Below are 21205 nucleotides of genomic sequence, written 5' to 3'. Positions count from 1 at the left end.
GCGCCGCAGCGGCATCGAGAGGGAGGCAACATCACATGCTGAAGGCGATCGCGGACGTAATCCGATCCATCGGCGGGGCCATTGCCACCGTCGTGACCCTGCCTTTCCGCGCTGTTGCACGGCTTTTCGGCGGAGCCTCCGACACCGCCCACGGCCACCACTGACCCCACCCCGTCTCTCGAACAGCCCGGGTCGGCGAACGAAGCCGACCGGGGCTTTTCGTGACGCCGATTCCCTCCGCACCTGCACTCCCCCGCCAGCACCCGCGGACTCGCTGGGGTGGCAGCGGCAACGGTTTCGACGTCATCCGCCGACGTCCAGTGGTTCGGGGCGTCGGTGATCCAACGGGCGGCGAGGATCCCTGAGGCGGCGGTGAGAAGGGCGGCGGCGATGACGAAGAGGAGGGGGAAGACGCCCCAGGTCAGGCCGTCGTTGAGGTTGTTGACCAGTCCGGCCTGGCTGGCTCCTCGCAGGGAGCGGTCGCGCCAGGAGGTGCGGGTGAACGTGGCGGCCAGTCCTCGCTTCTCGCCGGTGGGCAGGGGTGCGGCGTGCTGGGAGAGTTCGAGGGCGACGTGGGCGGCGGTGTCCCGTACGACGAGGGCCAGGGCGAGGCCGGCGACGAAGACGATGCCGATGAGTTCAGGCACGGGGCGCAGACCGTAGGAGGTGGCGAGGTACCCGGTGAGCAGGGCGGTGGCTCCGACGGCGGTGTAGCCGGCGGCCTCGTTCAGTCCGGTGGCCAGGCCCCTGCGGGCTGGTCCCACGAGGTCGATCTTCATGTTGACCGTCATCGACCAGGTCAAGCCCTGGTTGAGGCCGAGCAGGACGTTTGCTGCGAGAACCCATCCCCAGGACGGCGCCCAGGCCAGCGCGAAGGGCACGGGGATCCCGATCAGCCAGCCGGCGACGAGGAGCTGTTTGCGCCGGAAGCGGGCCGTGAGCGTTCCGGCGGCGAGGTTCGTGAGGGCGCATGACCTCCGGCACACCCGATTGACCTGGTTCGCCGACGCCGGGGTCCAAGTACACGTCCTTCGCAGGATCGCCGGCCACGGTTCACTGACCACCACCCAGCGCTACCTGCACCCGGATGTCCACAAGATCACGGCGGCCGGGGCGGCGCTCTCGGCTTACTTCAGCGTGCTGCGCGCACCACGCTCGCTGCCGAGCCCGACGTCATGACCCGCTGACCCGGTCAAGGACGCTGGTCCCCAACGTCCCCAAAAATGATCAGGGCCGGTTTCGGATTTCTCCGAAACCGGCCCTGATCTGCGACTCTCTCGAGTCGGGACGACAGGATTTGAACCTGCGACCCCTTGACCCCCAGTCAAGTGCGCTACCAAGCTGCGCCACGTCCCGATACCCGTCTGACCTGGGGTTTCCCTCTGGCCGAACGCGCATGAGAACAGTACCGCACTTCAACGGGTGGTTACGAACGCCTTGGGGTGATTGACCTCAACCACGCTTGATGTCGAACGCTGTGGAACATGACGATAACGACCGCCGCCCTCGCTCCCACGTACCGCGATCTGCACCGGCTGATGAGCCTGATGACCGGCGACGAGAAGCACGACACCGCCGCCACCTCGACGCTCGACGCCCTGTGGGTGCTGTACGACCGGGTACTGCGGGTGACACCCGAAACGGTCGACGCACCCGACCGCGACCGCTTCCTGCTGTCGAAGGGGCACGGGCCGATGGCGTACTACGCCGTTCTCGCCGCGCACGGGTTCTTCGACGAGGAGGTGCTGGCGGGCTTCGGCTCGTACCACTCGCCACTCGGCCACCACCCCGACCGGCTGCTGGTGCCCGGTGCCGAGATCGGGAGCGGCTCGCTGGGGCACGGGCTGCCGCTGGCCGTGGGGACCGTGCTGGGGCTGCGCGCCCAGGGGCTGACCGGTCCCCGCACGTGGGTGCTGACCGGGGACGCCGAGCTGGACGAGGGCAGTAACCACGAGGCGATCGCCTACGCGGGCCCGGCGGGCCTCGATCAGCTGCACACCGTGGTGATCGACAACACTTCGGTGTCGTACGGCCGCCCCGGTGGCATCGCCGCGCGGTTCGCGACCGCGGGCTGGTCGGTGGCCTCCGCGGACGGGCGGGACCACGAGGCGCTGTACGACGCCTTCACCGCACCGCACCCCGGAGGAGCCGGGGCCGGGGCGGCTCCCCGGGACAACGCAGATCGCCGGACGGGCCCGAGGAGGCCCGTGCGGCGATCAGTGCGTGGCCGGCGTTACGGGGCTCAGATTCCGAGGCTGTTGTCCTCCCGGCGGTGGATGTACCCGATCAGCTCCTGTGCCAGGGACTTGATCGTGTCGAGCCCGGCCCGCCCCCACGGGCGGGGCACGGTGTCCACGGCGCAGACGGCGCCCAGGGCGATCCCCGTACGGTCGATGAGCGGCGCCCCGAGGTAGGAGCGGATGCCTATGTCGTCGACGACCGGATTCCCCGCGAACCGCGGATAGTCGCAGACGTCCTCCAGGACCAGCGCCCTTCTGCGCACCACGACGTGCGGGCAGTAGCCGTGGTCGAGGGCCACATACCGGCCGCTGCGGCCGCTGCCCGCCGCCGTAGCTCCCAGGTCGGTGCCCTTGCGGGTGCCCGCCGGGGTGTGCAGCCCGGCGTAGAACTGCCGGTTCCCGTCAATGAAGTTCACCATCGAGAAGGGCACCTCGGTCACTTCGGCCACCCGGTCGGCGAAGGCGTCGAAATTGTCGAACGAGGCGTCGGACCGCTCCCCCAGCCCGAGGCTGCGCAGCCGCTGGGTCCGGATGGGGGCGTCGCTGTCGACGGGGGTCAGCAGCATCCGCCCGATGGCGTGCGGGATCACGTACGGACTCCGAAACTTCCGTGGCCGGAGAACGGGGCCGGTTCGGCGGTGGCGTTGATGAGGTGTTGGACGAGGGTGACCAGCGTGCCTGTTCCCGAGCTGGAGATACGGGCGTCGCAGAGGACGACCGGAACCGTGGGTGCCAGGTCGAGCGCGGCCCGCACCTCCTCGGGGCCGTAGCGGAAGGCACCGTCGAACTCGTTGACGGCGACGATGAATCCGATCCCGCGCCGCTCGAAGAAGTCGACGGCCGCGAAGCACTCCTCCAGTCTGCGGGTGTCGGCGATGACCACCGCTCCGAGCGCGCCCTGGGAGAGCTCGTCCCACATGAACCAGAAGCGTTCCTGACCCGGTGTGCCGAACAGGTAGAGCACATGCTGCTGGTCCAGCGTGATGCGGCCGAAGTCCATGGCCACCGTGGTCGAGGTCTTGGACTCGATGCCTTCGAGGCTGTCGGTCGCCGCGCTGACCTGGGTCAGCAGTTCCTCCGTGCTCAGCGGTGCGATTTCGCTGACCGCGCCGACGAAGGTCGTCTTGCCGACACCGAAGCCGCCCGCCACCAGCACCTTGAGCGCGACGGGGAAGCCCTGGGAGCTGCTGGGCGCCTCCGCCGCGTATCCGATGGATCCGGGAGCGTCCGCATACCCTCCGTTCCCCGGGCCCTCGGCGTATCCAGCGCTCCCGGGGCCCTCCGCATAGCCGACGTTTCCTGGGCTCCCGGTCCCCATGTACGGGGCGGAGCTGTCGAAACCGTCAGAGCTGTCGTCGTAAGCCATCGAGCACTGCCTCCAGCAGGGATCGGTCAGTGGGCATGTCGTGGAAGGCGGGCGGGTGTGCGGTGACCGCTCCGCAGTCGACCAGGTCGGAGAGGAGCACCTTGGTGACGACCGCGGGCAGCCGCAGGTGCGCGGCGATCTCGGCCACCGAGGTGGGGCCGCCGCACAGTCCCAGCGCCACCGAGTGCTCGGGGCCGAGGTGGACCTGCGGAACGGTCCCGGTGGCCATCACCAGGGAGAGCAGGTCGAGCACGGTCGTGGGGCGGGTGCGGCCGTTGCTCACCGTGTACGGGCGGATGAGGCGGCCGGCCGCGTCGTCGAGCAACGGCGCGTCCTGTGTGGCCGACACGCTCACAGCCCCGTGGCGCCCGGCGCCCCGGCCGCTTGTCTGGTCGGCGTCATCAGGTAGGGCCGGACGCTCTTGACCAGCATGGTCATCTCGTAGCCCAGCACGGCGGCATCGGCGCTCCGTCCGGCGAGCACGGCCAGACAGGTACCGGAACCGGCGGTGGCGACGAAGAGCAACGTCGAGTCGAGCTCCACCACTACCTGGCGGACCTCACCGTTGTCCCCGAACCGCGCCCCGGCGCTCCGGCCGAGCGAGTACAGACCGGCGGCCAGCGCCGCCATGTGGTCGGCGCTGTCGGCATCCATGCCATGGAGGGATTTCACCAGCCCGTCGGCGGAGAGCAGGACCGCGCTGCGCGTGTACGGCACGCGCTGGACCAGTCCGCTCAGCAGCCAGTCGAGGTCCGAGACCTGACCGGACGACATATCGGTCGTCATGGTGCATCTACTCCTTCGAGGTGTTCGCGTCGAGTGCGTCTTGATCGCTGTGGTAGGAGCCGGCCCGGAGGAGTTCCCCCGGCGCCACGGCCCCGCGGACCGGAAGCGGATCCAGTGGCGCCCGGGCAGCGGTCCCCGCTTCCGGAGCCGTCCCGAACCCGGATTCCGATCCGGACTCGAACCCCGCTCCGGACCGGAATTCCAGCTCGGACCGGAACCCGGGCTCGGGCTCGGGCTGAAATCCGGATGCGGACGGGAATCCCGCTTCGGCTTCGGGCTCGGACTCGGCACGGGCCTCGGCGAGGTCGATGCCGCGTCGGAACGCTGCCACCAGGCCCGGGTCGTGCAGGACGGGTTCGTCCTCGGTACGCGGGGCGGGCGCCTCCCTGAGCTGCGGAACCAGATGTTCCTGGTTGGCACGCCTGGGGAGCTGCGGCCGGCCCATCGTGCCGCGTACGGCTCCGGGCTCCGGAGGAAGCGCCGGTACCGCGTCGTCCGTCGGCCGGCTGCCGGGGTGGGCGACGGCGGGCACGGACCGGTCGAGGCGCTCGGCGCGCAGCGGGAGCGGCGGGCCCTCGCCCTGGCGCCGTGTCTGCTGCGGCGGCTGGTGCGTCCGCAACTGCTGGTTCGGAACGTACGGCCGGCGCTCCGGCTCCGGAGCGGGCGTCGGGCCCGGGCCGTGGTCCCGGTGTGCCGCGGCCTCGTCCAGGGGCGGCGGGCGGTGCACGGGGCCCGGGGGCGGGGCCGGGGCCGTGCCGGACCCGGCGGACGCGTCGTCCTCGGCTCCGAGCAGGGACTGGGGAAGCACGAGTACGGCCTGTGTGCCCCCGTAGATGTTGCTCTGCAGCCGCACGGCGATGCCGTGCCTGCGGGCCAGCGAGGCCACCACGAAGAGGCCGATCCGGCCGTCCTGGAGCAGCCGGGCGACATTGACCTGGTCGGGGTCGGCGAGCAGGGCGTTCATCCGCTTCTGCTCGTTGGCCGGCATACCGAGGCCCCGGTCCTCAACCTCCAGGGCGAGACCGGCGGTGACGCGCTGGGCGCGCAGCATGACCTGGGTCTGCGGGGCGGAGAACACCGTGGCGTTCTCGACCAGTTCGGCCAGGAGGTGGATCACGTCGGCCACGGCGTGCCCCTGGAGGGTGCCGTCGATCGGGGGCACGAGCTTGACCCGCGGATACTGTTCGACCTCGGCGATCGCCGAGCGCAGCACTTCGGTCATGGTGACCGGGTTGCTCCACTGCCGTCGGGAGACGGCGCCGCCGAGGACGGCGAGGTTCTCGGCGTGGCGGCGGATGCGGGTGGCCAGGTGGTCGACGTGGAAGAGGCCCTTGAGCAGATCGGGGTCCTCCACCTCGTGCTCCAGCTCGTCGAGCAGCTGGATCTCGCGGTGCACGAGCGACTGCAGCCGGCGTGCCAGATTGACGAAGACCTCGACCTTCTGGTCCTCGCCGGTGTGCTCGGAGAGCCGGGACGCCTGTACGACGGCGGCCACGGCCGCATCCTGCTGCCGGCCGAGCTCCTGCGCCAGCAGCTCGAAGCCGTCGCTGCCGGGGGCGGGGGGCTGCGGAGGCCGGCGCGTGGGCACGGGTTCCCCGTTGCGGAGCTGTTCCACCACTTGTTGCAGTTCGGCCTGGCCCTGCGCGCTGGCCCGGCGCAGCGCGAGGCAGCGGCCGAGGACGGTGGTGGCGACGCGGTTGGCGGCGAGGAAGGCCGCCGTCACGGCGGCGGCGGCCAGCGCCGCGGCGGCGCCGAGCGCGGTCCAGAGCTCCGTGGACGGCCGGGTGCCGGTAGAGCGGACCGTGAGGATGACGGCCGCGGCGCCGGCCAGCGCGACGGCGACGGCCGGCAGCACTGCGGTGCGCAGGAGTTGGGGGCGTATACGCGCCGCGGGGGAAGGCTGGGCAGCGCGCGGTCTGGCCGCGGCCGAGTGGGAACGGGCACCCGGTCGGCCGTGCCGCCCGCCCTCTCGGCGTTCCGGTCGCGCGTCGGGTGCGCGAAGTTGAGACATCAGCGTCCTCGGTACGTGGGGCCCCAGGAATCGGTATTCATGTGGTGGCACCTACGATGGTCGGTCATTCTCGGATCATCGGCCGGGTGAGCCCCAAGAATGTGAGCTCACCGTTGATCACCGGACACACACGGTAGTCGTCCGTGGCGAGGCCGCGGCGGTCAGTTGTGGAACTTGCCCACCATCCGTCCCGCTCTGGTATGACCTCTCGTACGAGCGACCGATTAAGACCGACCGGGAGGCGGGGCTTCACCGGCCGCCTTCCGATGTCCGGGCATGCGAGAAGCCTCCTCGAACTCGCCGGATGTCGAGGGGGGCTTGTCGTGGTCCCGGGTGAAGCGATGCCCCACTCCCCGTACGACCGGTCCGCCGGGCCAGGCCGTGCGGGGAGGGGAGTCCGTGATCGTGCGTCCGTGTGCGGCCGCGCTACGCCTTGCGGAGCCGGGCGATGATGCCGTCGAGGTCGCGGCGGACCATGTAGTCGCGGATCATGTGTCCGCCCGGCTCTTCGTACCACTCGTGCGGAATGCCGGCGTCGCCGAGGCGGGCACGGAACTCCCTCTGACCGGCGAGCACCTGATTCTCGTTCACCGTGTCGAACCAGTTGACCGGGTCGGGGCCGGTGCCGGCCACCAGGAAGATCCGCTTGTTCCGGTAGCTCTCAACGCGCTCGACCGGGTTGTCGGCGCTGACCCTGGCCACGTCCCACAGCGGGATGCCGTAGACCGTGCCACCACCCAGGTCCAGGGCCGCCGAGGAGGCGTTGGCCCAGTGGGCGACCAGTCCGGAGTCGCGACGCAGACTCGCCGGGCCCGAGTGGGCGCTGACCGAGGCGAAGTGGCCGTAGTACTTGGCCGCGTACTTCAGAGCGCCGAAGCCGCCCATCGAGAACCCGGCGACGGCACGGCCGTCGTACTCGGCGTAGGTACGGAAGTTCGCGTCGATCCAGGGAAGCAACTGGTTGATGTGGAAGGTCTCCCAGTTCCGGGCGCCGGTGTTGGAGCTGACCGGGTTGGAGTACCAGCCCGCGTGTCCGCCGTCGGGCATCACGACGATGACCGGTTTCCCGGCCGTCCAGTCCCGGATGCCCGCGCGGTCGAAGGTGACGAAGTCCTGGTCCGTACCGCCTCCGTGGAGGAGGAAGAGGACCGGGTAGGTGCGTCCGCCGGTGTGGTAGTCATCGGGGAGCAGGACGTTGACGCCCGGGTTCCAGTCGATCGCGTCGGTCGAGAACCGGTAGTACCACATACGCGGATCGGCCTCGTTGCGGTCAACGATGTGCAGCCCGAAGCCGTCGCCGGCCGCACTGGCCGGCGACGCGGACGCGAGGATGCCCCCGGTCCCCAGAGCCATCGCGGCGGAGATTCCCCCGGCGGCCTTGAGGACGTTTCTGCGGGTGGGACGGTAGCTGCTCAACACGGCCTCCTGGTCGGGAAGGGACACTTCATGCCGAGTAGCCCTTCGGCGGGATCAGCGTGGCGAGCTGGTCGAAGGAGATCCAGTAGATCTGGTTGCCGCTGAAGGAGGCGGGGTCGGCTATGAGAACGGTGCGGTCCACGTCGTCGTAGCCGAAGACGGTGAAGTAGTGGTAGATCGTCTGGTCCGACGGGTAGCCGGGCGGCTGGTTGCCGGGCGGGGCGACGATGTTGGCCACCAGCGGGTAGTTGCGGTCGATGTCGAAGACGATGTCGTACCAGAGCAGGTCCCGCTGGGCCTGGGTGGGCGGGTCGTTCGGCATCTCCTTGGTCTCGTACCAGCCCCCGCCGAGGTTCGAGTTGAGCACGCCGGTGACTTGACCGATGTGGTCGGTACCGGCTTGGGTCGTGCCGAGCTGTCCGGCCAGAACGCCCTGGCTGGGTGGCGCCATACGGGCGGAGAGCGCGATGCGGGTGGCGGCAGGACCGCACCAGTAGCCGGTCTCCTGAACCTGATAGTCGATCTGCAGCCAGTGCCCGCTCCGGGTACTGCCCGAGTCGACCTGCAGCCGGGTGCCCGGCTGGTCGTGCCCACTGACGACGGCCGTTCCGGCCTTCGTTCCGTGGGCGCGTACGGACACGGAGGGGATGTTCGACGCGGGCGATGCCTGGGCCATGCCGGGGTGGAGGAGAACCCCGACCGTGGCGACGGCGATCGCGGTGGACACAAGTCTCCTGCGCATAATGGCTCCTGAGGGTGGGGGGACGTGCCTTGCGGGAAGAAACGCCTTCAGGGAGGCATCCGGCCGTGAGCGCCACGACTCCGCGCGGCATGGCCTGGTGCGACAGGAGTCAGCGTGGTTCCCGGCCCACGACGGGCGCAAGGAACGAAAGTTCAGGCTTACCGGCGAAGCCGAGGGCCCGTCGCGGCTCCGGCTACTGCCGCGCCTGCTCCTCGGTGGCCAGCAGGGCCCGCCCTTCCGCGGTCGCGACGTGGAAGGACCGTCCGGCCTTGCGCACGGTGGCGACCAGGCCCGCCGCACGCAGCACGTTCAGGTGCTGGCTGACGGCGGGGTGGGTCACGTCCAGGAGCCGGGCGGCCTCGACCGTGGAGCATCCGGTACGGGTCGCGCGCAGAACGCCCGCACGGGTGTGGCCGAGCAGTGGCCCCAGCGGGCCGGCTCCCTCTGCGGGACGGGCTGGGGCGGGGCCGGCCCAGCCCGTGGTGTGGTGGATGGGGTAGACGAGAACGGGTGGCAGGTCTCCGTCGGCCAGGGTGATCGGCGTGGGCCAGCAGAAGAACGACGGTTGCAGCACAAGTCCCCTGCCGCGCAGCCGTAGTTGCTGGTCGACGGGGTACGTCGCCTCCAGTACGGGCGGGCGCCAGCGGAACTGCGGTCCGAGACCGGCCAGCAGCCCCTCGGTGCCACCGTCGAGCAGACTGCGCAGGCGGAGGGCGCGGTCGGCGTCAATGTGCGCGTGGACGCGGTGCCAGTACGGGGCGAGCGCCTCCAGCTGGTAGGTACGCAGGGCCTCGCCGAGCTGCCGGAGAGTATCGGCGTCTCCACCGGCCAAGGAGCTCACCCAGCCGGGCAGTTGAAGCGAGGCAGCCAGCTGCGTCAGATCGGCCCGGAGCCGTGGGCGCGGAGTACTCATCAGGGTGTCGACGGCCGACTGCAGGGTCGCCCGGTCACCGGAGGTGGGAGTGAGGAAGTCCGGCGAGTACCCGCGCGGGGGCAGCAGGGAGGACAGCAGCCGGGGGCTCGCGGAGAGCCGCGGCCGCACCCAGCGTCGCCATGCCCCGAAGGCCCTTTCTCCGTCACGGCGTTGAAGCGTCTGTACGCTGTTGCTGATCTCCCAGAGGAAGTCCGGCCCGGGGGCCACCCGGACCCGCGCCAGATCCTCGGACGTGAAGTACACCCGCAGCATGGTCGCTCCCTCGAAAAGTGAAGGTGTGCTGATGCCGACCACGGCCGTACCCAGGGTTCAGCGAGCCGGTGGAAGGGGGGGTTGTACCGGGAAGCCGCCGCACCGCACCCGCTTCCTCCGGGCAGCGTACCGCCGTTCGGCCACCGCCCGGCTCCCGGCCCGCACCACCGCGAACTCACCTTCAAGAGAGGGAACTTCGAGGCCGACCCGTCCTTGTAGGACTCTCCCTGGGGCGAGTGGTGGGCGGCGCACGTGTCGCGTCGGAAGTTCGGCGGTTGGGCGATCCGGTGCGGCCGTCCGTGCGGCGCAGCCACCCACCGGATGGTCAGGGCGGCGGCCCACCCAGGTGGTCCGGGTGGTGCGGACCGAGAGGTCAGCACGCCGCAGGTGGTGGCCTGCGTCGTCGATGACGGCGCCGAGGTGCGAGCTCAGCTTCCGCAGACCCGCCCGGGCGTAGCGGGCGGTGGCGGCCGGCAGCGGGGCGTGCAGGTCGCTCACGAAGGGGCGCTCGGCCTCCAGCACGAAGCCCGCGCGTACCACGTGACCCGCCCAGCCGGCGGCGGGCGCCTCGTTCGGCCCGGCGTGGAGGCGGGCCTCCACGCCGGGCCGGCCCACACCGATGTCCTCGGGCAGGAAGCGGGGAATGATGTCCGTCTCGGTGACGGCGAGGAGGCCGCCCGGCCGCAGAGCATCGAAACCGGAAGGCACCCACTCGGGGTCACCCCTGTGGTTTAGGGAGGCTGCCGCCCAGAGCAGGTCACCGGCCTCGATCGCCGCGGGTCCGGCCCCGCCGGTGTCACCGTCGCCAAGATGCGGATCACCGACGAGGCGCGGGGCCCGGGAACGGCCGATCAGCTGGGGGTCCACCCCGGCAATGACTGGTTCACCGTCCTGTCGGGAACCGTCACGCTAATCCTCGGTGAGCGCGCCATCCGCGTCGAAACGGGCCAGGCGGCCGAGTTCCCCACCATGATCCCGCACGCCATCAAGGCACACGGCGGACCGGCCGACATCCTGTGCATCCTCGATCACGACGGACAGCGCGCCCGCCTCCACCCACCGGTGTGAACCCGAAAGGGTGCGCCCGCCGGGTGCCCCCGCCCGTCAGGCCTGGGCGGCCCGGTCGCGGTCACGGTCAGGGGCGGGCGTCCTGGCCCCGCCGGGAAGCTGTACGTGGACCGGGGGCCAGTTGCCCCATCCCGGAGCGGGCTCCGCTGCCACCCGACGCCACCACGGTTCGACCGCCGGAGGATCGGCGGGCTCGAAGGGGTGACCCGGGTGCGGCGCCACCATCGTCACCCCTACGAACTGCGTGGCGCGCATCGACCATTCGGCGGGTTCGGCCCACGGATGCAACGCGAGGTTGAACGTCCCCCAGTGGATCGGCAGCATGACGCCCGCGGCCGGATCGTTTCCCTGAAGGTCCAGATGCGCCTGGACCCCCTCGTCCGGGCTCATGTGGATGTCCGGCCAGGCACCGGGCTCCGGCTTGCTGTTCGTGTGGTCCTTGGGCCAGTACTGGCTGTACGCGCCGATCTGGATCATGGTGGCGTCGAAGGGCCCGTGCTCGGCACCGATCTCCTTGAAGCCGGGGAAGTATCCCGTGTCGCCGCTGTGGTAGATCCGGTGCTCGGGTCCGGCCACGACCCACGACGCCCAGAGGGTGTGCTGCTGGTTGCGCAGGCCACGGCCGCAGAAGTGCCGCGCTGGAGTGGCCGTCAGGCTGATCCCCGCCACTTCCGTGGTCTCGTTCCAGTCGAGCTCACGAATCCGGTCCAGGGCCACACCCCAGCGCTCCAGGTGCGCCCCGACCCCGAGCGGCACCACGAAGGCCGTGTCGGTGCCCGCCAGGGCCCGGATGGTCTGAAGGTCCAGGTGGTCGTAGTGGTCGTGGGAGATCACCACCACATCGACCGGGCCGAGCGCGGCGAGCGGCAGCGGTGCGGGGTGCAGGCGCTTCGGTCCGGCGAACGCGAAGGGCGAACAGCGGTCACCCCAGACCGGGTCGAAAAGGACCCGCCGTCCATCGATCTCGGCGAGCACGCTGGAATGCCCCATCCAGGTGAGCCGCAGCCCTGAGACGGGGGGCTTGGCGAGATCGGCCAGCGTGGTGGCGTGGACCGGCACATCACCCGTCGGCGCCCGGCGCGCCCGCTCCTCCTTGCGGAAGTAGGTCTTCGCGAACTCCAGCGCGGACCCGGACGGTCTGGTCCGCGCCCCCACCGGGTTCTGGAACGCTCCGTCGGCGAAGTTGGGGGAACGACGAATGCGCTCCATCCGGGCGCCGCCCGGGTCGGCCCCGAAGTCGGCGGGCCGCAGCGCACGCAGCCGGGTGCGGAGCGGAAGCTTGGAGTCAGCGCCGGTCACAAGATCTCCTGAGGGAGTCGGTGTCGTCTCATTATGAACGGGGGGTACGACAGTGCGAGAGCAGCGCACCCAACGGGATGGCGGCCCGCACGGGCTGCCTCAGCCACGCAGCTGCCCGTACACGTGCTCGACATGGAGCCTCAGCACGACCCGGCGGTCCCTGATCATGGCCCTGCGGTAGTCGTCCCAGTCCGGGTGCTCGCCCTGGACGTCGCGGTAGAGCGTGACCAGCTCCGCCACCGTGGCGTCCTCGGGCTCGGCGGCCACCGGTGTGAGGTCCGCGGTGCCCTCAGCGACCGTCCAGGCCCAGCGGTCCTCGCTGGTGACGTGGTAGCTCGCCCGCGGGTCGCGGCGCAGGTTCCGGGTCTTCGCACGGTCCTCGGTGATCGAGACACGGACGATGCGCTCATCGGGGTAGTAGAAGTGATTGACATTGGACAGCTGGGGCCGGCCGTCCCGCTTGAGCGTGACCAGCACGCCGCTGTTGCCTTCGGAGAGCAGCCGGAGAAGCGCATCCTGCTGTGCGTTGAATCCCGTCATGCCGAATCCAACGTCCGGCCCCTGCGAAGGATTCCGCATCCACGCTCCGATCATCCGGCATCCGGCATCCGGCTCACAGCGTCCACTCGGCCCTCCGCGTAATTTCCGTTCCTCGCCGCCCCTCGCCGGACCGGACCGCAACAGCACGCCGCGCCCGACCCGCCCGGCGCACTCCGGCCGCTGAATCGACGATTCGGCGCAGGTCGCATTGACAGCGGGCCCTCACCTCCCGATACTGACTCGCGATTCAGTAGAAGACCGTCGGCCGGACGGGGCGCCGGATTCCGCGCCACCGCGTTCCGCGGCATCGCCCCGGGCCCGCCCCGATCGCAGTGACCCAGGAGAACTCCCGATGACGACGCCCGCGGTGTCCCCGCCCGCCCCGCTGATCTCCCTGACCTGGACGGATCACATCACCGGCCGCCAGGGACACCTGGTCGTCGACCGGCTGGTGCGTGGGGTGTCCAGCGGCGGGCTGCGGATGCGGGCGGGCTGCACGCTCGACGAGGTGGCCGGACTGGCCCGCGGCATGACGATGAAGGAAGCCCTCCACTTCGACGCGGACCGCACCGGGGCCCGCTACGTCCCGCTCGGCGGCGCCAAGGGCGGCATCGACTGCGATCCCCGTGATCCGGCCGCATACGGGGTCCTGGTGCGCTACCTGCGGGCCATGCGTCCGTACGTCGAGAGCATCTGGACGACCGGTGAGGACCTGGGTCTCAGCCAGGACCTGGTCGACCGGGCGGCCGCGGAGGCCGGGCTCGTCTCCTCCGTGCAAGCCGTCTATCCGCTGCTCGACGACGAGACGGCGGCCCGGCAGCGGCTGGCCGACGCCTTCGACGTCGAGGTGGACGGCATCGGCCTCGACGAGCTGGTCGGTGGCTGCGGGGTCGCCGAGTCGGCGCTGGCCGCGCTGGACCGGGCCGGGGTCGCGTACAGCGGGGCGCGGGTCGCCGTGCAGGGGCTCGGCACCATGGGCGGGGCGACGGCCCGGTTCCTGTCGCAGGCCGGGCTGCGGGTGGTCGCCGTCGCCGACGTCAAGGGCACGATCGCCAACCCGGCCGGCCTCGACGTCGAGGCCCTGCTGTCCGCCAGGGACTCCTACGGAACGGTGGACCGCGGCGCGCTGCGCGACACGGACCGTGAGCTGCCCGCCGAGGCCTGGCTCGCCCAGGACGTGGAGGTGCTCATACCCGCGGCCGTGTCGTACGCCATCGACGCCTCGAACCAGGCCGGGATCAGGGCCCGTTGGGTGGTCGAGGCGGCCAATATGCCGGTGCTGCCGGAGGCCGAGGCGCTGCTCGCGGAGCGTGGGATCACGGTGCTGCCCGATGTGGTCGTCAACTCCGGCACCAACGCCTGGTGGTGGTGGACCCTGTTCGGCGATATCGGCGCCGATGCCGACGAGGCCTTTGCCTACACCCGGAGTTCGATGCGCGCCCTCGTCGAGCTCGTGCTGACCCGGGCAGCGGCGGACGGCTGCAGCCCCCGGGCGGCGGCCCACGCCGTGGTCGCAGACCGGCTGCCGGTGATGGCGGAACGCTTCGGCTGGTACCGCTGACCGGGCCGCGACGGCGGCCTCGGCGGAAGCCGCTGCGGCGGGGGCCCGGGCCGGGGCCCGTCGGCAGGTCATGCCATGGTTCCGGCACGGGCCGCCGCCGGTACCGTTCAGAGGACCACGGCTTCGCCCCCGGCCTGCCCCGGATACGGCATTGGTTAGGGTGACGCCGTGGGAAGAGTGCGGTTGAGTGTCACGGAGCGACGCGAGGAACTGCTGCGCGCTGCGGTCGAACAGATCGAGGTGCGAGGTGTCGCGGCGGTACGGATCGCCGATGTGGCCTCCGTCCTCGGCGTGAGCAACGCTCTCGTGCTCTACCACTTCTCCACCAAGGAGAAACTGGTCGCCGCCGCCTTCGCGCATGCGGCCGAGGCCGATCTCATCCATCTGCGCAAGCTGTTGGCCCGCCGTACCACGGCGGTGCGCAGGCTGCGCGCCGCGGTGCGCTGGTACGCCCCGACGGGCCAGGCCAAGGGCTGGCGGCTGTGGATCGAGGGCTGGACGGCCTCGCTCCGCGACCCTGCGCTGCGCAATGTGGCGGGCGATCTCGACCAGCAGTGGAAGGCGGAGCTGGCCGAGGTCATCGAGGAGGGCGCGGCCGCGGGCGAGTTCCACTGCGACGACCCGATGTCCGTGGCCTGGCGGCTGACGGCGCTGCTGGACGGTCTGGCGGTGCAGATGACGTCGTACGCGGGTCCGCTCTCCCGGGCCACGATGCTGGAGTGGACCGAGCAGGCGCTTGCCCGTGAACTCGGCATCGACCACGCGACGCTGACGGCCTGACCACCGGCCCGGCCGACCGCACCGATCACTCCCCCTCCCCCTCGCGCGGGCCCGTCAGGTCTGGCGCACGGGCGCGTAGGACTCTCCCTGCAGACCGAACGTCCAGGCGACACCGTCCTTCGCGGTCCGCGTCGTGGGCGGCACCCGCAGCCAGTAGGTGCGATACGTACCGTCCGGCTCCGGGGTGGAGTTGACCACCTCGACCATGACCACGTCCTCGTCGCCGTCGAGCGCGATCCGCCAGAGGATGCCCGTCTCGTCCCGGTGGACCGGTTCGGCGCCCGACTCGGTGAGGTAGCGGTCGTATCCGTAGAACTCCAGCATCACGCGCCGCAGTTCCGCGTTCTCCTCGGCCCGGATCCGTTCGGGGGTGAGCGCGGTCAGCTCTGCCAGGAAGTCGGCGGGCACCGGCATGCCGCGCCAGGCGTACAGCGCGAAGCCGTCCCGGTAGGAGAGCGCGGGCCCGTCGCCGCGGTCGAGCCTGCCCGCCTCGTCGCGGTGCAACGCCTCGGGGCGCTCACTGATCACCACGGTGCGCTCGTAAGGCCACCACCAGCCCGCGTTCCTGGCCACCGCCGCCAGTCCGTCGAGCCGGTCGCCCCGGCCGTCGAACGCGGCGAGCCAGGCGGCGTCGTGCTGGCCCAGGACCGCGTCGAGGAGCAGCAGACGGATCTCCGACTCGTCCTCGGGCTGAAGGACCTCCGCCTCGCCCTCGGGCGGCTCGCCGCGTTCGGCGAGTTCACCTGGTTCGGTACGTTCGGCGACGACACCCGCCCGTATCCGCTCGGCGAGCGCCGCCGTGGTCTCCCACAGCTGGGCGCCGGTGGCGGACCAGAGTGCGGACCAGCCGGCCGGGCCCAACTCGTCGTACATCCGACGTCGTTCCTCCGCCCAGGGCCGGGTCCGTACCTCTTCCCGGACCGATCGACCGGCGTCGTTCAGCTTCCTCACGAGACCGACGGCCGCCCTGGGCGAATCGGCCCAGACGAATTCCTCCGGCTCGGCCAGCCCCGCGCTGCGGTAGGCGAGCCGCACCCCGTCCTCGGCGGCCGACCGGTCCGCCGCACCGGTCGCCGCCGCCACGGCCCGCCAAGAGTCCACGTACTCCATCGTCTTCCCGTCCCCTGCTTCCTGTTTCCCGTGTTCTCGGATCACTCTTCGGTACCGGCCCTCACAAGCCGGGCCGGACCGGCCGGGTCAGTCCGCGACGATGCGGACCGCCCCCGGTGCGTACTCCCGCTGGCGCACCACGCGGAACCAGCCCTTCGGCAGCGGGATCACCGCATGCTCCTCGTGCACCACGCGTCCGCCGTCGGGGAGGTGGAGCAGCATCGGGCCGAACACACCGCCCTCCCGGATCAGCCGTCCCGGTCCCGGCACGGCGTGCGCGTGGCCGGTGACCTCACCGAGCGCGAGCACCAGCCGGCCCCGCCCGTCGCGCAGTTCCCCCGGCGCGTCCAGGAGGTTCGGGGGTACCGCCGACTCCTCCAACGCCACGATCAGCACATCGCCCTGCCGGTACACAGACGTCTCCCGTCCCGGTCGGCACCCGCTGTGCCGACCACGTGGAAAACGCTACGGCGGGGGTCTGACAATCGGCTGGAGCGCCGGACGCCGGGCCCGTGCACCCCGTTGTCAGTGGGCCTTGATAAACCTTGCGGACATCAAACCTTCGCCGTCATACAGGAGATCAGGGCCATGTCCGGTGTGGACCATCTGCACGAGTTGCTCGGCCTTCCGGCCGTCGATTTCCAGCAAGACGAGAGCGACGGGCCCCGACCGGCCGCCGGCGCGGCGGCCTGGCGCGTCTCGGTCGAGCCGTACGAGGACGAGGACCGCACCTGGGAGCAGGAGTTCGCCTCGTTCCTGGCGGCAGTCGACCCCGCCGGGGTGCGGGCGCTGATCATCGGGCAGTGGGGCGAGTCGTACGAGGAGAACTCGTCCTATCCGATCGGTCTCGTGACGGCCGCCGCCGACCGGCTGACGTCACTGGAGGCGGTGTTCGTCGGCGATCTGACGATGGAGGAGTCGGAGATCTCCTGGATCGAGCAGAGCGATGTCACCGCTCTGCTCGCGGCCTACCCCGCGCTGGTGGAGTTCGGGGTGCGGGGCGGATCCGAACTTGTCTTCCCGCCCACCCGGCACGAGCGTCTGCGTTCGCTCACCATCGAGACGGGCGGGCTGCCGGTCTCGGTGGTCCGCGGGGTGCTGGACAGCGAGCTGCCCGCGCTGGAGCGGCTCGATCTCTGGCTGGGTGTCTCCGCCTACGGCGGCGATGCCGACGTGGCGGATCTCGCGCCCCTGCTGTCCGGCACCCGGTTCCCGGCCCTGCACCATCTCGGTCTGCGCAACAGCGAGGTGGAGAACGAGATCGCGGCGGCCATCGCTTCGGCCCCGCTGGTTGCCCGGCTCCGTACGCTCGATCTGTCCTGCGGCACGCTCGGGAACGAGGGCGCGGCCGCGCTGCTGGAGGGTCAGCCGCTGACCCATCTCGATGTGCTGGATCTGCACCACCACTTCCTCACCGAGCCGATGGAGCGCCGGATCGCCGAGGCCCTGGAGCCGCACGGGGTGCGGGTCGATCTGTCGGACCGCTGCGAGCCGTGGGGCGACCGCGGGGCCGAGGGCCGCTACACCTCGGTGTCGGAGTGATGCGGCGGTGAACGGCATCGAACACCCCGGGGCAGCCGCTCAGCCGTCCGACGTCGCTGGATCTGCGTCACCACCACCTCACCGATCCGGTGACGGACCGCTTACGGGCGGTGGGTGCGCTCTCGGGCACCCACCTCGATCCCGACGGGGCGGACTGCTGGGATCCCGAGGACGACGAGCCCCGCTGTGTCGCGGGCGGTGAGCAGCACGCCGCCGCGCCTCGCGGTCGTCGGCAATCCCGGCAACCGCCGGGTCGCGCTCTTCCAGGACGCCGTGCGCGCCGCCGGGCTGCCCCCGGCCCGCACCGTGTCCTGGCTGGACGTGCTGAGGGGCGAGGCGGTCTTCCTGCCCGGGGAGACGGTGCGCATCGACTCGCCCGGCGAGGACGCCGGGGTCGAGCGGCTGCTGCGCGGCGTCGACGACCCGACCAGGGTGGAGGGTTCGGCCCGCTGGTACGCGCGGTTCACCTCCGCCGTGCGGGAGGTGGCGCGGGCGGCGGCCGAGGCCGGTGCGGTGCTGCTGGATGATCCCGGCGACATCGCGGTGCTGTTCGACAAACGCCTCTGTCACGGCGTGCTGGACGCGGCGGCCGTGCCCGTGCCGCCCTCGCCGACGTCGGGTCCCGCCGCGCCGCCCGTGCGCGGCTGGGCGGATGTGCGCGGGCTGATGGCGGACCACCGTATGCCGAGGGTGTTCGTGAAGCCCGCCCACGGTTCGTCCGCCTCCGGGGTACTGGCCGTCGAGACGGCCAGGCCCGGCCGGGTCCGGGCGACCACCTCGGTCGAGCGGGACCCGGCTGGGCGGCTCCACAACTCACTGCGGGTGCGGCGCCTCACGACGGAACGCGAGGTCGCGGCGATCATCGACGCGCTCGCGCCGGACGGTCTGCACATCGAACGCTGGCTGCCGAAGGCCTCGCAGCGGGGCCGGGTCGCTGATCTGCGGGTCGTGGTGGTGGACGGCCGCGCCACCCATGCCGTCGTCCGCACCAGCCACTCCCCCATGACCAATCTGCACCTCGGCGGTGCGCGCGGCGATCTGGACGAGGTGCGAGCCGCCGTCGAGGCGGCGGGCGGCAGTTGGAGCGCGGCCCTGGCCGTGTGCGAGCGGGCGGGCGCCGCCTTCCCGGACACCCTGTGCGTGGGCGTCGATCTGCTGCCCGCAATCGGCTGGCGGCGCTTCGCTGTCGGCGAGGTCAACGCGTTCGGCGATCTGCTGCCGCGGCTGACCGGGTTGCCGGGCAGCGGCGCCGAGGGCCTGGACACCCATGCGGCGCAGGTCGCCGCCGTACTGAACAGAGCAAGGAACCACCGTGTCAGCGCAGCATCCTGAACCCCCGTCCGGCGTCACGGACGCCCGGAACCCTGATATGAGCGAGGTCGTCGGCAGCCACGACCTGCTGCTCGTCACCCTGGACACCCTGCGGTACGACGTCGCGGCGGAGCTCGCCGCCGCCGGGCGCATCCCAAACCTGGCCCGGCATCTGCCAAGCGGTAGCTGGGAGCGGCGGCATGCCCCGGGAAGTTTTACGTACGCCTCCCACCAGGCGATCTTCGCCGGGTTCCTGCCCACGCCGGCCGCCCCGGGGCCGCATCCGAGGCTGTTCGCCGCCCGGTTCGCGGGCAGCGAGACCACTGCGGAGCGCACGTTCGTCTTCGACACCCCCGACCTCGTCTCGGGTCTGGCCGCGGCCGGCTACCGCACGGTGTGCATCGGCGGCGTCGGATTCTTCAACCGGCAGGCAGCGCTCGGCTCGGTGCTGCCCGGAATGTTCCAGGAGGCGCACTGGGAACCCGAGTTCGGCGTCGCGTCGGAGACGTCCTTCGAGGCGCAGGTGGCCCGCGCCGAGCAGGTCGTCGAGCAGCTCCCACCCGGACAGCGCCTCTTCCTCTTCGTGAATGTCTCCGCGCTGCACCAGCCGAACTGGTTCCACCGGCCGGGGGCGACCCGCGACGCAGGTGACAGCCGTGCCACCCATGCCGCCGCGCTGGAGTACGTCGATGCCCACATCGGCCGCCTCTTCGCCGCCGCGAGCAGCCGCCGCCGCGCCTTCGCCATCGTCTGCTCCGACCACGGCACGGCGTACGGCGACGACGGCTACACCGGTCACCGGCTCGGACACGAGTCCGTCTGGACCGTTCCGTACGCACATTTCTTCCTGGAACCGGGGGCCACCGCCCGATGAACAGTCCGCGCTCTCCCCGACGCTCCCCCCGTCCGTACCAGAGCTACGTCTACGCCTATCCGCACAAGACGGCGTACGGCACGCTGTCCGAGGACCCCGGCGGGCGGCCCGCGCTGAGTGAGCTGTGGGCCGGGGAACGCAAGGACGCGCTCTCGCTCTATCTCCACATACCGTTCTGCGAGGTCCGCTGCGGGTTCTGCAACCTCTTCACCCGCATCGGGGCCCCCGACGAGCTCACCACCCGGTACCTCGACGCGCTGGACCGGCAGGCGACGGCCGTACGGGACGCGCTGGGAGACACGGAGCCGGTGCGTTTCGCCGCGGCGGCGTTCGGCGGCGGGACCCCCACCTTCCTGACGGCGGGCGAGCTGGACCGGCTGTGCGACATCGCGGAGAAGCGCATGGGCGCCGATCTCCGGTCGGTGCCGTTGTCGGTCGAGACGTCGCCGTCGACCGCGACGGCCGACCGGCTGGCCGTCCTCGCCGACCGGGGAACGACCAGGATCAGCATCGGTGTGCAGAGCTTCGTCGAGGCCGAGGCACGGGCGGCGGTCCGTCCGCAGCGCCGTGCGGATGTGGAGGCGGCGCTCGGGCTGATCCGGGAGGCCCGCATCCCGGTCCTCAACATCGACCTGATCTACGGCATCGACGGACAGACCGCGGCGAGCTGGCGCGCCTCGCTGGACGCGGCCCTCCAGTGGCGGCCGGAGGAGCTGTACCTCTACCCGCTGTACGTACGTCCGCTGACCGGCCTGGGCAGGATCGGCGCCTCGGCCGCGGACGCGGATTCCGCCTGGGACGAACAGCGGCTGCGGCTGTACCGCGCGGGCCGCGATCATCTCCTCGCCCACGGCTACGAGCAGGTGTCGATGCGGATGTTCCGCCGCGCCGACGCGCCGCAGGCCGGAGGCCCCGACGACTACGCGTGCCAGACCGACGGCATGATCGGGCTGGGCTGCGGCGCCCGCTCGTACACCTCTCGGCTGCACTACTCCTTCGACTACGCCGTGGAGATGCGGGAAGTACGGGCGATCATCGACGGCTACACGGCGACCGAGGACTTCTCGCACGCCGAGGTGGGCCGGTTCACCGACGACGGTGAGGCGCGCCGCCGGCATCTCCTCCAGTCGGTCCTCCAGGCCGAGGGGCTGCGGCTGTCGGACTACCACGAGCGGTTCGGTACCTGGCCGGCCGAGGACTTCCGCGAGGAGCTGTCCCTGTTCGAGCACCGGGGCTGGCTCGATCCGGACGGGGCGGACTCCGGGCTGCTGCGCCTGTCGCCCGAGGGCCTCGCGCACTCCGACGCCCTGGGCCCCGACCTCTTCTCCCCCGCCGTGCGGGCCGCGATGGCCTCGTACGAGCTGAAGTGAGTC

At 71.3% G+C, this 21205-nt stretch carries 22 protein-coding genes, 1 tRNA gene and 2 pseudogenes; 10 read left to right on the top strand and 15 right to left on the bottom strand.

The genetic code is table 11. The features are described 5' to 3' along the window. The first annotated feature begins 35 nt into the window (after nt 1-35). Complete coding sequence (locus FHX80_RS36455) at nt 36-164, top strand: LPFR motif small protein (protein WP_280118781.1); 129 nt, start codon at nt 36-38, stop codon at nt 162-164. 285 nt (nt 165-449) lie between these two features. On the opposite strand, the pseudogene FHX80_RS28245 reads toward FHX80_RS36455, so the two are convergent. Beyond that, a pseudogene (locus tag FHX80_RS28245) lies at nt 450-986 on the bottom strand (MFS transporter); the annotation flags it as partial. A 4-nt stretch (nt 987-990) separates the two neighbouring features. On the opposite strand from FHX80_RS28245, the gene FHX80_RS28240 reads away from it, so the two are divergent. Further along, complete coding sequence (locus tag FHX80_RS28240) at nt 991-1179, top strand: hypothetical protein (protein ID WP_244318483.1); 189 nt, start codon at nt 991-993, stop codon at nt 1177-1179. Nucleotides 1180-1282: 103 nt separating this feature from the next. Here the strand turns inward: FHX80_RS28240 and FHX80_RS28235 are convergent. Further along, nucleotides 1283-1356, bottom strand: a tRNA-Pro gene (locus FHX80_RS28235). A gap of 128 nt (nt 1357-1484) precedes the next feature. Between FHX80_RS28235 and FHX80_RS28230 the strand changes: the two are divergent. Further along, nucleotides 1485-2144, top strand: a pseudogene (locus FHX80_RS28230) (transketolase); the annotation flags it as partial. Between the two features lie 98 nt (nt 2145-2242). Here the strand turns inward: FHX80_RS28230 and FHX80_RS28225 are convergent. The 9 genes from FHX80_RS28225 to FHX80_RS28185 form a co-directional block, all read right to left on the bottom strand. Next, on the bottom strand, nt 2243-2830 hold the full coding sequence (locus tag FHX80_RS28225) for a GAF domain-containing protein (protein WP_145766775.1): 588 nt from the start codon (nt 2828-2830) through the stop codon (nt 2243-2245). Continuing rightward, on the bottom strand, nt 2827-3606 hold the full coding sequence (locus tag FHX80_RS28220; RefSeq protein ID WP_375886917.1) for a GTP-binding protein: 780 nt from the start codon (nt 3604-3606) through the stop codon (nt 2827-2829). Before FHX80_RS28220 ends, FHX80_RS28225 begins: the two co-directional genes overlap by 4 nt. Then, nucleotides 3584-3955 carry a DUF742 domain-containing protein gene (locus FHX80_RS28215; protein ID WP_208764742.1) on the bottom strand — a complete coding sequence of 124 codons (372 nt, stop codon included), beginning with the start codon at nt 3953-3955 and terminating at the stop codon, nt 3584-3586. Before FHX80_RS28215 ends, FHX80_RS28220 begins: the two co-directional genes overlap by 23 nt. A 2-nt stretch (nt 3956-3957) precedes the next feature. After that, the gene (locus FHX80_RS28210; RefSeq protein ID WP_145766773.1) at nt 3958-4392 is read right to left on the bottom strand and encodes a roadblock/LC7 domain-containing protein; all 435 of its coding nucleotides are present in this window, start codon (nt 4390-4392) and stop codon (nt 3958-3960) included. Between the two features lie 7 nt (nt 4393-4399). Continuing rightward, on the bottom strand, nt 4400-6403 hold the full coding sequence (locus FHX80_RS28205) for a sensor histidine kinase (RefSeq protein WP_208764741.1): 2004 nt from the start codon (nt 6401-6403) through the stop codon (nt 4400-4402). 426 nt (nt 6404-6829) lie between these two features. Beyond that, nucleotides 6830-7819: an alpha/beta hydrolase gene (locus FHX80_RS28200; protein WP_208764740.1), complete on the bottom strand. Its 990-nt coding sequence runs from the start codon at nt 7817-7819 to the stop codon at nt 6830-6832. Between the two features lie 28 nt (nt 7820-7847). After that, the gene (locus tag FHX80_RS28195; RefSeq protein WP_145766770.1) at nt 7848-8561 is read right to left on the bottom strand and encodes a C39 family peptidase; all 714 of its coding nucleotides are present in this window, start codon (nt 8559-8561) and stop codon (nt 7848-7850) included. Nucleotides 8562-8754: 193 nt separating this feature from the next. Beyond that, the gene (locus tag FHX80_RS28190; RefSeq protein WP_145766769.1) at nt 8755-9747 is read right to left on the bottom strand and encodes an ArsR/SmtB family transcription factor; all 993 of its coding nucleotides are present in this window, start codon (nt 9745-9747) and stop codon (nt 8755-8757) included. A gap of 57 nt (nt 9748-9804) precedes the next feature. Beyond that, the gene (locus FHX80_RS28185; RefSeq protein WP_145766768.1) at nt 9805-10455 is read right to left on the bottom strand and encodes a hypothetical protein; all 651 of its coding nucleotides are present in this window, start codon (nt 10453-10455) and stop codon (nt 9805-9807) included. A 102-nt stretch (nt 10456-10557) separates the two neighbouring features. Between FHX80_RS28185 and FHX80_RS28180 the strand changes: the two genes are divergently transcribed. Continuing rightward, nucleotides 10558-10815: a cupin domain-containing protein gene (locus FHX80_RS28180; RefSeq protein WP_145766767.1), complete on the top strand. Its 258-nt coding sequence runs from the start codon at nt 10558-10560 to the stop codon at nt 10813-10815. Between the two features lie 36 nt (nt 10816-10851). Here FHX80_RS28180 and FHX80_RS28175 read toward each other — a convergent pair whose 3' ends face one another. Both FHX80_RS28175 and FHX80_RS28170 read right to left on the bottom strand, forming a co-directional pair. Further along, a complete protein-coding gene (locus tag FHX80_RS28175) occupies nt 10852-12114 on the bottom strand; it encodes an MBL fold metallo-hydrolase (RefSeq protein ID WP_145766766.1) in 1263 nt (420 codons plus the stop codon). A gap of 99 nt (nt 12115-12213) precedes the next feature. Continuing rightward, the gene (locus FHX80_RS28170) at nt 12214-12654 is read right to left on the bottom strand and encodes a PPOX class F420-dependent oxidoreductase (protein ID WP_145766765.1); all 441 of its coding nucleotides are present in this window, start codon (nt 12652-12654) and stop codon (nt 12214-12216) included. A 352-nt stretch (nt 12655-13006) separates the two neighbouring features. On the opposite strand from FHX80_RS28170, the gene FHX80_RS28165 reads away from it, so the two are divergent. Continuing rightward, nucleotides 13007-14215: a glutamate dehydrogenase gene (locus tag FHX80_RS28165; protein WP_145766764.1), complete on the top strand. Its 1209-nt coding sequence runs from the start codon at nt 13007-13009 to the stop codon at nt 14213-14215. Nucleotides 14216-14383: 168 nt separating this feature from the next. After that, nucleotides 14384-14995: a TetR/AcrR family transcriptional regulator gene (locus FHX80_RS28160; RefSeq protein ID WP_145766763.1), complete on the top strand. Its 612-nt coding sequence runs from the start codon at nt 14384-14386 to the stop codon at nt 14993-14995. A 54-nt stretch (nt 14996-15049) separates the two neighbouring features. On the opposite strand, the gene FHX80_RS28155 is transcribed toward FHX80_RS28160, so the two are convergent. Together FHX80_RS28155 and FHX80_RS28150 are read right to left on the bottom strand one after the other, a co-directional pair. Then, nucleotides 15050-16105 carry a DUF6745 domain-containing protein gene (locus FHX80_RS28155; RefSeq protein ID WP_145766762.1) on the bottom strand — a complete coding sequence of 352 codons (1056 nt, stop codon included), beginning with the start codon at nt 16103-16105 and terminating at the stop codon, nt 15050-15052. An 87-nt stretch (nt 16106-16192) separates the two neighbouring features. After that, entirely contained in the window at nt 16193-16519 is a 327-nt protein-coding gene (locus tag FHX80_RS28150; RefSeq protein WP_145766761.1) for a hypothetical protein, read from the bottom strand. 174 nt (nt 16520-16693) lie between these two features. On the opposite strand from FHX80_RS28150, the gene FHX80_RS28145 reads away from it, so the two are divergent. From FHX80_RS28145 to FHX80_RS28130, 4 genes are all read left to right on the top strand, one after another. After that, entirely contained in the window at nt 16694-17647 is a 954-nt protein-coding gene (locus FHX80_RS28145; protein WP_145766760.1) for an STM4015 family protein, read from the top strand. Between the two features lie 186 nt (nt 17648-17833). Beyond that, nucleotides 17834-18979, top strand: coding sequence for an STM4014 family protein (locus FHX80_RS28140; protein ID WP_145766759.1), 1146 nt, complete (start codon nt 17834-17836; stop codon nt 18977-18979). A 37-nt stretch (nt 18980-19016) separates the two neighbouring features. Beyond that, nucleotides 19017-19832, top strand: coding sequence for an STM4013/SEN3800 family hydrolase (locus tag FHX80_RS28135; protein WP_145766758.1), 816 nt, complete (start codon nt 19017-19019; stop codon nt 19830-19832). Then, nucleotides 19829-21202, top strand: a complete 1374-nt coding sequence (locus tag FHX80_RS28130) for an STM4012 family radical SAM protein (protein WP_145766757.1) — start codon at nt 19829-19831, stop codon at nt 21200-21202. Before FHX80_RS28135 ends, FHX80_RS28130 begins: the two co-directional genes overlap by 4 nt. Nucleotides 21203-21205: the final 3 nt, after the last annotated feature.

It is taken from the genome of Streptomyces brevispora (genome assembly GCF_007829885.1).
Lineage (GTDB): Bacteria > Actinomycetota > Actinomycetes > Streptomycetales > Streptomycetaceae > Streptomyces > Streptomyces brevispora.
Note: the sequence above shows the minus strand (reverse complement) of the source record. Positions and strands in the feature narration are given on the sequence as shown.

Excerpts from the sequence above, each read along its gene's own strand:
- FHX80_RS36455 (WP_280118781.1), top strand. The coding sequence starts at position 36 with ATGCTGAAGGCGATCGCGGACGTAATCCGATCCATCGGCGGGGCCATT.
- FHX80_RS28220 (WP_375886917.1), bottom strand. The coding sequence starts at position 3,606 with ATGGCTTACGACGACAGCTCTGACGGTTTCGACAGCTCCGCCCCGTAC.
- FHX80_RS28210 (WP_145766773.1), bottom strand. The coding sequence starts at position 4,392 with ATGACGACCGATATGTCGTCCGGTCAGGTCTCGGACCTCGACTGGCTG.
- FHX80_RS28205 (WP_208764741.1), bottom strand. The coding sequence starts at position 6,403 with ATGTCTCAACTTCGCGCACCCGACGCGCGACCGGAACGCCGAGAGGGC.
- FHX80_RS28195 (WP_145766770.1), bottom strand. The coding sequence starts at position 8,561 with ATGCGCAGGAGACTTGTGTCCACCGCGATCGCCGTCGCCACGGTCGGG.
- FHX80_RS28190 (WP_145766769.1), bottom strand. The coding sequence starts at position 9,747 with ATGCTGCGGGTGTACTTCACGTCCGAGGATCTGGCGCGGGTCCGGGTG.
- FHX80_RS28180 (WP_145766767.1), top strand. The coding sequence starts at position 10,558 with ATGCGGATCACCGACGAGGCGCGGGGCCCGGGAACGGCCGATCAGCTG.
- FHX80_RS28170 (WP_145766765.1), bottom strand. The coding sequence starts at position 12,654 with ATGACGGGATTCAACGCACAGCAGGATGCGCTTCTCCGGCTGCTCTCC.
- FHX80_RS28165 (WP_145766764.1), top strand. The coding sequence starts at position 13,007 with ATGACGACGCCCGCGGTGTCCCCGCCCGCCCCGCTGATCTCCCTGACC.
- FHX80_RS28155 (WP_145766762.1), bottom strand. The coding sequence starts at position 16,105 with ATGGAGTACGTGGACTCTTGGCGGGCCGTGGCGGCGGCGACCGGTGCG.
- FHX80_RS28145 (WP_145766760.1), top strand. The coding sequence starts at position 16,694 with ATGTCCGGTGTGGACCATCTGCACGAGTTGCTCGGCCTTCCGGCCGTC.
- FHX80_RS28135 (WP_145766758.1), top strand. The coding sequence starts at position 19,017 with ATGAGCGAGGTCGTCGGCAGCCACGACCTGCTGCTCGTCACCCTGGAC.
- FHX80_RS28130 (WP_145766757.1), top strand. The coding sequence starts at position 19,829 with ATGAACAGTCCGCGCTCTCCCCGACGCTCCCCCCGTCCGTACCAGAGC.